This window comes from Streptomyces silvae (genome assembly GCF_016745505.1).
Taxonomy (GTDB): domain Bacteria; phylum Actinomycetota; class Actinomycetes; order Streptomycetales; family Streptomycetaceae; genus Streptomyces; species Streptomyces silvae.
This window is the reverse complement of the sequence record NZ_JAERUC010000104.1, coordinates 38,162-51,253: the sequence shown is the minus strand read 5'-3', so window position 1 is coordinate 51,253 and position 13,092 is coordinate 38,162. Positions and strand designations below refer to the sequence as shown.

Genomic DNA, 13,092 nt, shown 5'->3' with positions numbered 1-13,092 from the left:
CACAACAGGCCCGCGCGGCACAGGAATTGACCGTCCCACCCATCCCAGAGTGACCTGGGTCACCCTTAGCGTGGCCCGTAGCGAGCTCACTTCGGCGAAGGGATGCTTCCATGCGGGTCGGAGTACTGACCGGGGGCGGCGACTGCCCCGGGCTCAACGCGGTCATCCGCGCGATCGTCCGCAAGGGCGTGCAGGAGTACGGCTACGACTTCACCGGGTTCCGCGACGGGTGGCGCGGGCCCCTGGAGGGCGTGACCGTGCCGCTCTCCATACCGGTGGTGCGCGGCATCCTGCCGCGCGGCGGCACCATCCTCGGCTCCTCCCGCACCAATCCGTTCGACGCCGAGTACGCCGGTCAGGGGGTCCGCCGGATCAGGGACAGTCTCGCCACGTACGGGATCGACTCCCTGATCACCATCGGCGGTGAGGACACGCTCGGTGTCGCGGCGACCCTGTCCGACGAGTACGGCATCCCGTGCGTCGGCGTGCCCAAGACCATCGACAACGACCTCTCCGGCACCGACTACACCTTCGGTTTCGACACGGCCGTCGGCATCGCGACCGAGGCCATCGACCGGCTCCACACCACGGCCGAGTCGCACATGCGCGTCCTCGTCGTCGAGGTGATGGGGCGGCACGCCGGGTGGATCGCGCTCCACTCCGGCCTGGCCGGCGGGGCGAACGTCATCCTCATCCCGGAGCAGCGCTTCGACACCGACCAGGTCTGCGAGTGGGTCACCTCCCGCTTCCGGGCGAGCTACGCGCCGATCGTGGTGGTAGCCGAGGGAGCGGCGCCCGCGACGGGCGGGATGATCCTCAAGGACGACTCCCACGACTCGTTCGGGCACGTCCGGCTCTCGGGCGTGGGCGAATGGCTGGCCAAGGAGATCGAACGGCGCACCGGCAAGGAGGCCAGGACCACCGTCCTCGGGCATGTGCAGCGCGGCGGCACACCGAGCGCCTTCGACCGCTGGCTCGCCACCCGTTTCGGGCTGCACGCCATCGACGCGGTGCACGAGGGCGTCTCGGGCGTCATGGTCGCCCTGCGGGGGACGGACATCGTACGGGTGCCGATCTCGGAGGCGACGGCCCGCCTGAAGACGGTCGATCCCGCCCTGTACGCGGAGGCGGGAGTCTTCTTCGGCTGACACCGCCCCGGCCGCCCCCTCCCCGACGGGGGTGCTCCGGCCGGGCGGCGCCCCGGGGGTGCGGGCCGTATATTCGCGAGGACCGGCCCCACCCCCCTGATCCGGGAGACGTCGTGGAAATCCTGGCATTCGGCGTGCAGTCCGACGAGAAGCCGCTGATCGAGAAGGCCTTCGCCGGCCTGCACGACGTCCGCTGCCTGGACGTCTTCCTCACCGAGGACACCGCCCCGATCGCCGCGGGCCACGAGATCATCTCCACCAGCGTCAACGCCGACCTCGGCAGCCGCGTCCTGCAGACCCTCGCGGCGGGCGGCACGCAGATGATCGCCCAGCGCTCCACCGGCTTCAACAACATCGACCTCGACGTCGCCGAACGGCTCGGCCTGCGCGTCGCCCGGGTCTCGTACTACTCGCCCTACTCGGTCGCCGAATTCGCCTGGGCCCTGACCATGGCCGTCAACCGCCGTATCGTCCGCGCCGTGAGCCGCACCCGGGACTTCGACTTCCGGCTCCACGGGCTCCTCGGCCGGGACATGCACGGCCGCACGGCCGGTGTGGTCGGCACGGGCAAGATCGGTGAGGCGTTCGCCCGGATCGCCCACGGCTTCGGCATGGAACTGCTCGGCTGGGACATCGCCGAGAACCCCGCCTGCACCGCGCTCGGCATGACGTACGTGGACAAGGAACGGCTCTTCGCCGAGGCCGACCTGATCAGCCTCCATGTGCCGCTGCTGCCGGCCACTCAGCACATCATCGGCGAGGAGGCCCTGTCCGTCATGAAGGACGACGCGATCCTGATCAACTCCAGCCGGGGCGGCCTCATCGACAGCCGCGCGCTGGTCACCGAACTGCGGGCCGGCCGTTTCACCGGCGTCGGGCTCGACGTCTACGAGGCTGAGGCGGGGCTCTTCTACGTCGACAGGTCCGTGGAGGGCATCGACGACGACACCCTCGCACGGCTCGTCACCTTCCCGAACGTCATCGTGACCTCGCACCAGGCGTACTACACCAGTGACGCCGTGGGGCAGATCATCGACGCCACCGTGCAGAACGTCACCGACCACCTGGCCGGCCGCCGCAGCGACAACGTCCTGGTCCCGGCACCGCCGGCGCCCTAGCCCACCACCGGGCCGGTCCCGGCACCGCCGGCGTCCCAGCCCACCACCGGGCCCGGACGCCGGCTCCCGCACGGGCTCCTCAGCCGGCCACCGGCAGCTCCGCCAGCAGCCCCGTCACGATCGCGGCGCCGCGCAGCGTCAGCACCGACTCCGGGTGGAACTGCACCGAGGCGAAGCCCCGGCCCCGCAGGGCGTGCAGTTCGCCGGAGGCCGGGTCGCGACTCACCTCGATGCCGTGCGCGCCCAGCTCCGTGGCCGCCGCCCCGTCGCAGAGCGCGGTGAAGCTGTTGTAGAAGCCGACGGTCTCGGGCCTGCCGAACAGATCGATGCGGGTCTGCGCCCCCTGGTGCGGCACGGCCTTCCGCGCGATCTCCAGGCCCAGCTCCGCCGCGATCAGCTCATGGCCGAGGCAGACGCCGAGCAGCCCGTACCGGTGTTCGGCGACCAGCTCGGCCGCCAGCGCCCTCAGCAGCCGCATCTTCGGATCGGCCGCGTCCCGCGGGTCGCCGGGCCCGGGCCCCAGCACCACCGGACCCTCGTGCGCCCGCACGGCCTCGCGCAGCCCGGGCTCGTCGTACCGGCGCACCGACACCGTGAGGCCCGACGAGCGCAGCAGATGCGCCAGCATGGCCGTGAAGGTGTCCTCGCCGTCGACCACCAGGGCGTGGCCGGACAGGTCCCGCGTGCGCTCCTGCATCCGCAGCCAGAAGGGGGCAAGACCGCCGCGCCGGTCGTCCAGGGCGGCCTGCACCCGCGGGTCGGAGGCCAGCCGCGGACGGTCCGCCTCCGACTCGGGCCTGCCCGGCCTCACCCCCAGCGCCGCGAGCACCCCGGCCGCCTTCGCGTGGGTCTCGGCGACCTCCCCCGCGGGATCGGAGTGGCGTACGAGCGTGGCGCCCACCGGCACCCGCAGTCGGCCCGACGCCGAGATGTCCGCGGTGCGGATCAGGATCGGCGAGTCCAGCGTCTGCGCCCCGCCCGGCTCACGGCTCACCAGCGCCAGGGCGCCGGCGTAGTAGCCGCGGCCCCCGGGCTCGTACCGCTCGATCACCCGGCAGGCGTTCTGCACCGGGGAGCCGGTCACCGTCGCCGCGAACATGGTCTCCTTCAGGACCTCGCGGACATCCAGCGAGGAACGCCCGCGCAACTCGTACTCCGTGTGCGCGAGATGGGCCATCTCCTTGAGCCGGGGGCCGACCACCACACCGCCCATGTCGCCGACCGTGCACATCATCTTGAGCTCCTCGTCGACCACCATGGAGAGCTCCTCGGTCTCCTTGCGGTCGCCGAGGAAGGCCAGCAGGCCCTCGGCGGTCGGCCCCTCGGCCGGGTAGCGGTAGGTCCCGCTGATGGGGTTCATCACGACGGTCCCGCCGGACATCCGCACATGGACCTCCGGGCTGGCGCCGACCAGCGTCCGCCCACCCGTCACCCGCCGCCGCCCCGAAGTCGAGAGCCCTTCGGGCTCGCTGCCACCCGTGTGGACGACGAACGTCCAGTACGCCCCGCGCTCGCCCGCCAGCAGCCGCCGGAACAGCGCCAGCGCGTCCGCCCTGCCGAAGCCGGGGATCTCACCGCCGAAGGTCCGCCGGATCACGAAGTTCGCGCCCTCGCCCTGCCCGATCTCGTGGTCGACGACCTGCCGGACGATGTCCGCGTACTCCTCGTCCGGGACGTCGAAGGAACCGTCCTCCACGCGCACGTCATGGCCGGGCAGGGCGTCGAGAACCTCGGCCAGCGGCAGCTCGTGCGCCTGATCGGCGACCAGCACGGCGAGCGGGGTCCCGTCGTCCCGTACGTCGAAACCGCGCTCGGCGATCTGCCGGAAGGGCACCAGGGCCAGCGAGGGCAGCTCGCCCACGGGGATGCCGGCGAGCCGCTCCACCTCCCGCACCTCACCGGTCAGGACCTCGACGGTGTCGTGGTCCCGGCCGGGCGTGCGCCTGTGCAGCAGGGCGAAGGGCGGGGCGTCGTCACGGAGCAGCGTGGACAGCACACCGACCGTGCGGTCGGCACCGTCGGACGTGGGCTCGGGCATGGGCGTTCCTTCCTGGGGGAGGAACGGCACCGGCTCCGGAACGCGGAGAAGGCCGCCCCTCGGGCGGCCTTCGCGAAGTCTGTACGCGCGATGAATCAGCGGGCCGCCGGATGAGCGGTCCACCACCAGTTCTGAGTCGTCTGCGCGAACATGCGACGTACCCTAGCGGACGTGGTGGACAAACGAGCGCGCGTCTCATTTGTTGAGCGGGCGGCGGGGGCGCACTCGCCGACCCCGTAATGTTGTCGAGGTGACCGTGAACGCCAATACCTCCGTCGCCGGTGGCCACACCTGGCGAGACCTTCCCGCGGCGCAGCAGCCCGAGTACCCCGATGCCGAGGCTCTGCGCGACGTACTCGCGGACCTCGAGTCGTATCCTCCGCTCGTCTTCGCGGGCGAGTGCGACCAGCTGCGCGCCCGCCTGGGAGCCGTCGCCAAGGGCGAGGCGTTCCTGCTGCAGGGCGGCGACTGCGCCGAGGCCTTCGACGCCGTGTCCGCCGAACACATCCGGGCCAAGCTGAAGACGCTGCTCCAGATGAGCGCCGTCCTGACGTACGCCGCCTCCGTGCCGGTCGTCAAGATCGGCCGGATCGCCGGGCAGTACTCCAAGCCGCGCTCCAAGCCGACCGAGACCCGCGACGGCGTGACCCTGCCGACCTACCGCGGCGACTCCGTCAACGGCTTCGAGTTCACCGAGGCGGCCCGCATCCCGGACCCCGAGCGGCTGAAGCAGATGTACCACGCGTCCGCTTCGACGCTGAACCTGGTGCGCGCCTTCACCACCGGTGGGTACGCCGACCTGCGCCAGGTGCACGCCTGGAACCAGGACTTCGTGAAGTCCTCGCCGTCCGGGCAGCGCTACGAGGCCCTGGCCCGCGAGATCGACAACGCGCTGAACTTCATGAAGGCGTGCGGCACGGACCCGGCCGAGTTCAAGGCGGTCGAGTTCTACGCCTCGCACGAGGCGCTGCTGCTGGACTACGAGTCCTCGCTGACCCGCACCGACTCGCGCACCGGCCAGCTGTACGACACCTCGGGCCACATGGTCTGGGTCGGTGAGCGCACCCGCCAGATGGACGGCGCGCACATCGAGTTCGCGTCGAAGATCCGCAACCCGATCGGCATCAAGCTCGGCCCGACGACCACCGTCGACGAGGCGCTCGGCTACATCGACCGCCTCGACCCCGAGCGCGAGCCGGGCCGGCTGACCTTCATCGTCCGCATGGGTGCCGACAAGGTCCGCGACAAGCTCCCCGAGCTGGTCGAGAAGGTCACCGCGTCCGGCGCCCAGGTGGTCTGGGTGACCGACCCGATGCACGGGAACACCTTCGAGGCCGCCTCCGGCCACAAGACGCGCCGCTTCGACGACGTCCTGGACGAGGTCAAGGGCTTCTTCGAGGTGCACAAGGAGCTCGGGACGCACCCCGGCGGCATCCACGTCGAGCTCACGGGCGACGACGTCACCGAGTGCGTCGGCGGCGGCCACGAGATCTTCGTGGACGACCTCCACCAGCGCTACGAGACGGCCTGCGACCCGCGCCTCAACCGCAGCCAGTCCCTCGACCTGGCCTTCCTGGTCGCCGAGATGTACCGCGACCAGTAGGGATCTTCCCTGGTGACGCACGTGGGGCACGGATCGATGTGATCCGTGCCCCACAGGCGTACCGGGGCTTTTGTGGCCAGGGGCTCGCGGGTAAGGTTAGGTTAGCCTCACCGAAAGAGTTCGGTACGGCGCAGCGATCGAACCCGTCGGGAGGTGAACCGCATGTACGTCTGCTCCTGCTTCGGCATCACGGAGGACCAGGTCAGGAGGCATGCGGACGGCGGAGCGTGCACGCCCCGCCAGATCGCCTCCGCCTGCAAGGCGGGCACCGACTGCGGCGGCTGCGTCCGCAGGATCCAGGCGCTGCTCGGCCGGGGCGAATGCCCGCGCCGTGACCTCGTCGAGGGACGTACGGCGCCGGCGGGCGCCCCGGCCGGTGCACCCGTCACGCTCGGCGGCACGCCCGGTGCCGGGCTCTCCGACGCCGCCTGAGCATTCCGCCCGGGGCTGAGGGGCCCTGCCGGGGCCGCCGGCGGATCAGCTGTCCGGCTGCTCGATCACCTGGGCGATGTAGAGCGGCTCGCCGAGCTTCTCGATCAGATCCAGCTGGGTGTCGAGGTAGTCGATGTGGTGCTCCTCGTCCTCGAGGATGGACTCGAAGATGTTCGCCGAGGTGATGTCCCCCTTGCCGCGCATCACCTCGATACCCCGCCTGAGACGGTCGATCGCCTCCACCTCGACCTGGCGGTCGGCCTGGAACATCTCGGTGACCGTCTGGCCGACCCGCACATGGAAGAGCCGCTGATAGTTGGGCAGCCCGTCCAGGAACAGGATCCGGTCCGTGAGGATCTCCGCGTGCTTCATCTCGTCGAACGATTCCGCGCGGGTGTACTTGGCGAGCTTCGTCCAGCCGAAGTTCTCCTGCATCTTCGCGTGCAGGAAGTACTGATTGATAGCAGTCAATTCGGCGGTCAACTGTTCGTTGAGGAACTCGAGGACCTCGGGGTCGCCCTGCATCGCAGAGGCTCCTTCCAACCGGTGAACCAGGCACGTGTGCGCGCATCCTCGCATCGCACCAAGTGGTCGTCCAGTAAGTGCACGCTTAGTATGAGTTGCCCGAATCGACTCTCCCCTGGTCATGACCACCCCTGGCTGTCTGTCACCATGGAGGCATGGGTCAGCCGGAAAGCCGGGAACGCGGCACAGCAGAGCAGTCCGGGCTTCCACCGGGACAGCGGCTGCAGCGCGGCTGGCCGGTCACCCATTACGGGCCGGTGCCCAAGTTCAAACCGGACCGCTGGGAGTTCCGGGTCTTCGGCGCGACGGCCGACGGCGACAAGCACTGCTGGAATCACCAGGAATTCACGGCACTTCCCTTCTCCTCCGTCGTCGCGGATCTCCACTGCGTGACGAAATTCAGCATGCTCGGCGCCGAATGGGGCGGAGTACTGGCCCGCGAGGTAGTGGAACTGGCACCGCCCGCCCCCCACGTCACCCATGTGATGGTCTGGGCGGAATACGGATTCAGCTCGAACCTCCGGATCGCCGACTTCATGTCGGACCGGACCCTGTTCGCCACCCATAAGGACGGCGAACTGCTCACCGCCGAACACGGATTTCCGCTGCGCCTGGTCGTCCCGCATCTGTATGCCTGGAAGGGCCCCAAATGGGTCCGCGGCATCGAATACATGTCGGCCGACCGCCGCGGTTTCTGGGAGGAGCGCGGTTACCACAACATCGGTGACCCGTGGAGCGAGCAGCGCTACTCCTACCAGGAGGAGCCCGGGGACGGCCCCGAGCTCTGAGCGGTCCGCCCGAGGGCGCGCCGTCTCAGCCGGTTGCGGTGCCCCTGAGCTCCTTCAGCCGCGCCACGTCCGCCGCGTGGCCTTCCTTGCCGCCCGGCGTCTCGATGATCAGCGGCACTCCCTCGGTCGCCGGGTGCGAGAACAGCTCACGGAACGGCTGGGCGCCTATGTGGCCCGCGCCGATGTTCTCGTGCCGGTCCTTGTGGGCGCCCACCACGTCCTTGGAGTCGTTGGCGTGGATCAGCTTCAGCCGGCCCTCGCCGACCGTGTCCACCAGCAGGTCCAGGGTCTGCCGCATGCCGACGGGACCGGTCAGGTCGTGGCCCGCCGCGTAGATGTGGCAGGTGTCCAGGCAGATCCCCAGCTTGGGGTGGGAGTCCAGGGCCTCGAAGTACGGGCCGAAGTCCCAGGTCCGTGAGCAGAGCGAGGAGCCCTGCCCGGCGGTCGACTCCAGCAGCAGGAACGGGTCGTCGTCGTGGGTCAGCTCGTCCAGCAGCGGAAGCATGTGCGTACGCACCTGGGCGAGGGCCACCTCACGCGGACGCCCGCCGGTCGCCGAGCCGGTGTGCACCACCACGCCGAGGGCGCCGATCTCCCGCGCCCTGCGCAGCGAGTGGCGCAGCGAGAGGACCGACCGCTCGACCGTGGCCTCGGTGTGCGAGCCGAAGTTGATCAGGTACGGGGCATGGACGTACGCCGGGAGCGCCCCGGCCGCGCACTCCGAGCGGAACAGCTCGTCCTGCGCAGGGTTCCCGGCCGGTGTCGCCCAGCCGCGCGGATTGGCGACGAAGACCTGCACGGTCTCCGCCGCCAGCTCACGGGCGTAGCCGAGGCCGATCTTGGCGAGTCCGCCGGCCACGGGAACGTGGCCACCGATGGGGTTACGCATGTGCTGCCGGCCTTCGGGGTGTCTACGGGGCTGTTACAGGCCCTTGGTCCTGATGGTGATCGTGGAGCCTTCGGCGGCCTTCTCGCCGCCCTCCACCGACTGGCTCTTGACCGTGTCGCTGAAGGAGAGGAACGGACGGTCGACCTTGACCTCGAACCCCGCCTCCTCCAGTGTGCTCCGGGCCTCGTCGACGTCCTTCCCCGTGACGTCGGGGACCGGGAGCATGCGCGGGCCCTTGGAGACGGTCAGCTCCACGGTGTCGCCCTCGGCGGCCTCCGCGCCGCTTCCGGGCGTCTGCCGGGCGATCTCGCCGGCCTCCTCCGGGGAGTTGACCCGGTCGGGCAGCACCTTCGCCTTCAGGCCCGCCTCGTCCAGAACGTCCGTGGCGTCCTCGACGGAGAGGCCGGTGAGGTCGGGCACGTCGACGGGGCTGCCCTTGCTGACGACCAGGGCGACCGCCGAGTCGGGGTGGCGCTCGGTGCCGGCCCGGGGATCCGTACGGATCACCTTGCCCCGGTCGATCTCCTCGCTGAACTCCCGCGTCACCATGCCGGGCGCCAGCCCCGTCTTCTTCAGCTCACGCCGGGCCTCGGCGAGGGCGAGCGACTCGACGTCGGGGACCTTCACGATCTCCGGGCCGCGCGAGATCACCAGCTTCACCGCGTCGTTGCCCCGGATCCGCTCCCCGGACCCAGGATCGCTGCTGATCACCGTGCCGCGCTTCACCGTGTCGCTGTAGGCGCGCTCCACGCCCTTCAGATCGAGCCCCTCGTCCGCGAGCCGCTTCTCGGCGGCGCTCTGGGTCTGGCCCAGGAGGGAGGGGACCCGGGTGAACTGGCCCGAGTTGATGTACCAGACTCCCGCACCGGTCCCCAGCACCAGCAGGACGGCGATCAGCACGGCGAGCGGCCCGCGCCGGCCCCGGCCGGACAGCAGGCGCCGTCCGCGTCCGGGCCCCTGGGGCGCGGACGGAGGCATCTCCAGCCGGCTGGTGTGGTGCGCGGTGCCCTGGCCGGGCGGGATCACCCGGGGGATCACGCTCGTACGGTCCTCGGCGGCGTCGTGCTCCTCCGCGATGGCCTGCGGAGGCATCGCGTCGAGCTGCTCCTCGGTGAGACCCGCCCGTATCTCGCGGGACCGCGCGAGCAGGGCCACCGCGTCCTCCGGACGGATGTCGGGGTTGCGGGCCGTCGCGGCGGCCACCAGCTCGTCCAGCCCGGCGGCCAGGCCCGGCACCGCACCGGACGGCGCGGGGACGTCCTCGTTCAGGTGCTGGTAGATGACCTGCGCGGCCGTGTCCCCGCCGTGGGGCTTGCCACCGGTCAGCATCTCGTAGAGCACCACACCGCAGGCGTACACGTCGGACCGGGTGTCGGCCGTGCCCTGCTCGATCTGCTCCGGGGCGAGGTAGGAGACTGTGCCCAGGAGCGAGCCGGTGGTGTCCGTGGCGGTCCCCACCGCGCGTACGAGACCAAAGTCGGCGACCTTCACCCGGCCGTCGTCCCCGATCAGGACGTTCTCCGGCTTCATGTCGCGGTGGACGAAGCCCGCGCGGTGGGCGGCGCCGAGGGCGGCCAGCACCGGTTCGAGGATGTCCAGCGCGGCCCGCGGCTGGAGCGCCCCGCGCTCGCGCAGGATGTCGCGCAGGGTGCACCCGGCGACGTACTCCATCGCCAGGTAGACGTACGCGCCCTGGGCGCCCTGGTCGAAGACGGCCACCACGTTGGGGTGGGCCAGCCGTGCGACGGACTTGGCCTCGCGGATGAAGCGCTCGACGAACGCGGCGTCGGTCGCCAGCGCCGGGTGCATGACCTTGAGCGCGAGCACCCGGTCGAGCCGGGTGTCCACGGCCCGGTAGACCGTGGCCATACCGCCGACGGCGATGCGCGCATCGATGCGATAGCGGCCGTCGAGCAGCTGCCCGACAAGGGGGTCCTGGAGGGTCGTGTCCACGGGGCGAGTCTACGAGCTGCCACGGACACCGCGGATCGGCCCGGCCCCCCGGAGCCGGTTCCGGTGCCGAGCCGTGACAGCCGCATGCACATGCCGTGACGGGAGGACCGCCGCCGGCGCACGGGCTCCCGGCGGGCGGGACCGGGATCTCAGAAGGCGGGGCGCTCCGGATCGAGCACCGCGCGGCCCTCCACGGGCGAGGACGCCTCGGCGAAATGGCGGCGCGGGATGCGTCCCGCGCGGTAGGCCAGGCGCCCGCCGTCCACCGCGTGCCGCATCGCCGCCGCCATCAGCTCGGGCTCCTGCGCCCGGGTCACCGCCGAGGCGAGCATCACAGCGGCGCAGCCCAGCTCCATCGCCAGCGCCGCGTCCGAGGCCGTTCCCGCGCCCGCGTCCAGGATCACCGGGACCCCGGCCTGCTCGACGATCAGCTGGAAGTTGTGCGGGTTGCGGATGCCGAGCCCGGAACCGATGGGAGAGCCCAGCGGCATGATCGCCGCGCACCCCACGTCCTGGAGCTTGCGGGCCAGGACCGGGTCGTCATTGGTGTACGGCAGCACGGTGAAGCCGTCGTCGACCAGGATCTCGGCGGCGTCCAGCAGCTCGATCGGATCGGGCAGCAGGGTCCGCTCATCGGCCACGACCTCCAGCTTGATCCAGTCGGTGCCCAGCGCCTCCCTGGCCAGCCGGGCCGTCAGCACGGCCTCGCCCGCGGTGAAACAGCCCGCGGTGTTCGGCAGGACCTGGATCGAGAGGCGCTCCAGGACGGAGAGCACCGAGCCCTGGACGGTCGGGTCGAGGCGGCGCATCGCCACGGTCGTCAGTTCGGTGCCCGAGGCGATCAGGGAGCGTTCGAGCACGTCCAGGCTGGGCGCCCCGCCCGTCCCCATGATCAGCCGGGACGAGAAGGAGGCGGAGCCGAGCGTGAAGAGGTCGTCGGACATCTCAGCCTCCCTGGACCGCGGTGAGGACCTCGACGCGGTCGCCGTCGGCAAGCGTGGTGGCGGACCACCGGCCGCGGGGGACGACGGTCTCGTTGACCGCGGCGGCGACCCCGGACGGTGCGGCGGTCAGCTCCGCGACCAGGGTGTCCAGCGCGGTGCCGGCGGGGACGGTGCGGAGCTCCCCGTTGACGGAGACCGGGACGGTGAGGGTGACGGCGGCGTCCGGGACGTCGTCGGGGACGACGGGGCCGGCGGCGGGCACGTGCTGTGTCATACGGGCTGCTCCTGCGGCGCGGGGGCGGTCTGTTCGGGGGAGTCGGGGGAGTCGGGGGAGGAGGCCGGTGCGGCCCCCGGGGACGCGGTGGCGGCGAAACGGCCCGGCGCGAAGGGCCTGCCCAGCTCGGGCAGCTCGCCGGTGGTCAGCACATGGGCCATCACCTCGCCGGTGACGGGTGTCAGCAGCACCCCGTTGCGGTGGTGCCCGGTGGCGAGGTGCAGGCCGGGCAGGGCCGTGGGCCCCAGCAGCGGCGCGTTGTCCGGCGAGGCGGGCCGCAGACCGGCCCGGGTCTCGGTCAGCGGCAGCTCCGTGATGCCCGGCATCAGCTCATGGGCGTCGCGCAGCAGCTCGTACACCCCGCCCGCGGTGACCGTGGTGTCCCAGCCGAGCTCCTCGGTCGTCGCGCCGACCACCAGCTCACCGTTGGCACGCGGCACCAGGTAGACCTGCGCGCCGCGCACGACGGCCCGCACGGTCCTGCTGAGGAAGGGGGCGTACGCGGGCGGCACGGTCAGCCGCAGCACCTGCCCCTTGACCGGGCGCACGGGAGGCACGACCGCCTCGGGGACGCCCGCGAGCCGGCCGCTGAGGCTGCCGCCGGCGAGCACCACCTGGCCGGCGGCGAGCTCCGTGCCGTCCGCCAGGACCGCGCCCGTCGCCCGGCCGCCGGTGACGGAGAGCCGCTCGGCCCAGGCGCGGCGGAACACCACCCCCGCCCGCTCGCACGCGGTGACCAGGGCCGAGGCCAGCCGCCTGGGGTCCACCTGGTGGTCGCCGTCGACCCGCAGCCCGCCGCGCACACCCGGGGCGAGCATCGGCTCCAGACGGCGGCACTCGCGGCCGGTGAGCCACTCGGACTCCAGCCCGGAGCGCTGTTGCAGGGCGTGCAGCTCCCGCAGGTGCGCCCGGTCGTCGGAGTCCAGCGCGACGGAGAGGGTGCCGCAGGCGCGGAAGCCGGTCTCCTGCCCGCTCGCCTCCTCCAGCTCGGCCACGAACGCCGGATAGCGTGCCGCGGAGGCCACGTTGAGGCCGAGCAGCGTCTGCTCGCCGTAGTGGAGTTCGGTGACGGCCGCGAGCATCCCGGCCGCGACCTGGGCGGCGCCGCCGCCCGGCTCGGGGTCGGCCAGCGTGGTGCGAAGGCCCTGCTGGGCCGACCGCCAGGCGGTCACCAGGCCGATGATGCCGCCTCCGACGATCAGGACGTCGGAACTGTCCGAGGAGATGCGCATGGGCGTCCAGCCCCTCCCTTCGCCGGCATGACCCGGATCAGGTTCGTACGGTCGGAGGCCGGTCAGCCTCCCTCTCAGCCCGGTGCGCCCGGGCTCCCGCGAGTGCCTTACGGTGACCAGCCTAGACCCCACCCCGCACAGCCAGTAA

At 71.6% G+C, this 13,092-nt stretch carries 13 protein-coding genes and 1 riboswitch; of the genes, 5 read left to right on the top strand and 8 right to left on the bottom strand.

What is annotated here, in order from left to right; all coding sequences use genetic code 11:
• Positions 1-110: 110 nt before the first annotated feature.
• Positions 111-1,148 carry a 6-phosphofructokinase gene (locus JKV81_RS16520; protein WP_129262253.1) on the top strand — a complete coding sequence of 346 codons (1,038 nt, stop codon included), beginning with the start codon at positions 111-113 and terminating at the stop codon, positions 1,146-1,148.
• Between the two features lie 113 nt (positions 1,149-1,261).
• Positions 1,262-2,266, top strand: a complete 1,005-nt coding sequence (locus JKV81_RS16515) for a 2-hydroxyacid dehydrogenase (protein ID WP_202076480.1) — start codon at positions 1,262-1,264, stop codon at positions 2,264-2,266.
• 79 nt (positions 2,267-2,345) lie between these two features.
• Here JKV81_RS16515 and JKV81_RS16510 read toward each other — a convergent pair whose 3' ends face one another.
• The gene (locus tag JKV81_RS16510) at positions 2,346-4,304 is read right to left on the bottom strand and encodes an anthranilate synthase family protein (RefSeq protein WP_202076479.1); all 1,959 of its coding nucleotides are present in this window, start codon (positions 4,302-4,304) and stop codon (positions 2,346-2,348) included.
• Between the two features lie 95 nt (positions 4,305-4,399).
• Positions 4,400-4,456: a trp operon leader peptide gene (locus tag JKV81_RS36835; RefSeq protein WP_124277238.1), complete on the bottom strand. Its 57-nt coding sequence runs from the start codon at positions 4,454-4,456 to the stop codon at positions 4,400-4,402.
• Positions 4,457-4,560: 104 nt separating this feature from the next.
• Between JKV81_RS36835 and JKV81_RS16500 the strand changes: the two genes are divergently transcribed.
• Together JKV81_RS16500 and JKV81_RS16495 are read left to right on the top strand one after the other, a co-directional pair.
• Positions 4,561-5,907: a class II 3-deoxy-7-phosphoheptulonate synthase gene (locus tag JKV81_RS16500; RefSeq protein ID WP_161198839.1), complete on the top strand. Its 1,347-nt coding sequence runs from the start codon at positions 4,561-4,563 to the stop codon at positions 5,905-5,907.
• A 162-nt stretch (positions 5,908-6,069) separates the two neighbouring features.
• Positions 6,070-6,339, top strand: a complete 270-nt coding sequence (locus JKV81_RS16495) for a (2Fe-2S)-binding protein (protein WP_129262247.1) — start codon at positions 6,070-6,072, stop codon at positions 6,337-6,339.
• A gap of 45 nt (positions 6,340-6,384) precedes the next feature.
• Here the strand turns inward: JKV81_RS16495 and bfr are convergent, their stop codons facing one another.
• On the bottom strand, positions 6,385-6,864 hold the full coding sequence (gene bfr / locus JKV81_RS16490; RefSeq protein WP_124276902.1) for a bacterioferritin: 480 nt from the start codon (positions 6,862-6,864) through the stop codon (positions 6,385-6,387).
• 155 nt (positions 6,865-7,019) lie between these two features.
• Here bfr and JKV81_RS16485 point away from each other — a divergent pair, with 155 nt between their 5' ends.
• Positions 7,020-7,652: a sulfite oxidase-like oxidoreductase gene (locus tag JKV81_RS16485; protein WP_129262245.1), complete on the top strand. Its 633-nt coding sequence runs from the start codon at positions 7,020-7,022 to the stop codon at positions 7,650-7,652.
• A 25-nt stretch (positions 7,653-7,677) separates the two neighbouring features.
• Here JKV81_RS16485 and JKV81_RS16480 read toward each other — a convergent pair whose 3' ends face one another.
• The 5 genes from JKV81_RS16480 to thiO form a co-directional block, all read right to left on the bottom strand.
• Positions 7,678-8,541 (bottom strand): deoxyribonuclease IV, encoded by an 864-nt coding sequence (locus JKV81_RS16480; protein WP_202076478.1) that lies wholly within the window; start codon positions 8,539-8,541, stop codon positions 7,678-7,680.
• A gap of 33 nt (positions 8,542-8,574) precedes the next feature.
• On the bottom strand, positions 8,575-10,494 hold the full coding sequence (gene pknB, locus JKV81_RS16475; RefSeq protein ID WP_202076477.1) for a Stk1 family PASTA domain-containing Ser/Thr kinase: 1,920 nt from the start codon (positions 10,492-10,494) through the stop codon (positions 8,575-8,577).
• A gap of 149 nt (positions 10,495-10,643) precedes the next feature.
• Positions 10,644-11,438, bottom strand: coding sequence for a thiazole synthase (locus tag JKV81_RS16470; protein WP_124276905.1), 795 nt, complete (start codon positions 11,436-11,438; stop codon positions 10,644-10,646).
• A 1-nt stretch (position 11,439) separates the two neighbouring features.
• On the bottom strand, positions 11,440-11,712 hold the full coding sequence (gene thiS / locus JKV81_RS16465; RefSeq protein WP_129262241.1) for a sulfur carrier protein ThiS: 273 nt from the start codon (positions 11,710-11,712) through the stop codon (positions 11,440-11,442).
• Complete coding sequence (gene thiO, locus JKV81_RS16460; RefSeq protein ID WP_202076476.1) at positions 11,709-12,944, bottom strand: glycine oxidase ThiO; 1,236 nt, start codon at positions 12,942-12,944, stop codon at positions 11,709-11,711. The genes thiS and thiO overlap by 4 nt, the downstream gene beginning before the upstream one ends.
• Positions 12,942-13,054, bottom strand: a riboswitch (TPP riboswitch). (Overlaps the previous gene by 3 nt.)
• Positions 13,055-13,092 lie beyond the last annotated feature (38 nt).

Coding starts and splice junctions, on each gene's coding strand:
- JKV81_RS16520 (WP_129262253.1), top strand. CDS start 111: ATGCGGGTCGGAGTACTGACCGGGGGCGGCGACTGCCCCGGGCTCAAC.
- JKV81_RS16510 (WP_202076479.1), bottom strand. CDS start 4,304: ATGCCCGAGCCCACGTCCGACGGTGCCGACCGCACGGTCGGTGTGCTG.
- JKV81_RS16495 (WP_129262247.1), top strand. CDS start 6,070: ATGTACGTCTGCTCCTGCTTCGGCATCACGGAGGACCAGGTCAGGAGG.
- bfr (WP_124276902.1), bottom strand. CDS start 6,864: ATGCAGGGCGACCCCGAGGTCCTCGAGTTCCTCAACGAACAGTTGACC.
- JKV81_RS16485 (WP_129262245.1), top strand. CDS start 7,020: ATGGGTCAGCCGGAAAGCCGGGAACGCGGCACAGCAGAGCAGTCCGGG.
- JKV81_RS16480 (WP_202076478.1), bottom strand. CDS start 8,541: ATGCGTAACCCCATCGGTGGCCACGTTCCCGTGGCCGGCGGACTCGCC.
- JKV81_RS16470 (WP_124276905.1), bottom strand. CDS start 11,438: ATGTCCGACGACCTCTTCACGCTCGGCTCCGCCTCCTTCTCGTCCCGG.
- thiS (WP_129262241.1), bottom strand. CDS start 11,712: ATGACACAGCACGTGCCCGCCGCCGGCCCCGTCGTCCCCGACGACGTC.
- thiO (WP_202076476.1), bottom strand. CDS start 12,944: ATGCGCATCTCCTCGGACAGTTCCGACGTCCTGATCGTCGGAGGCGGC.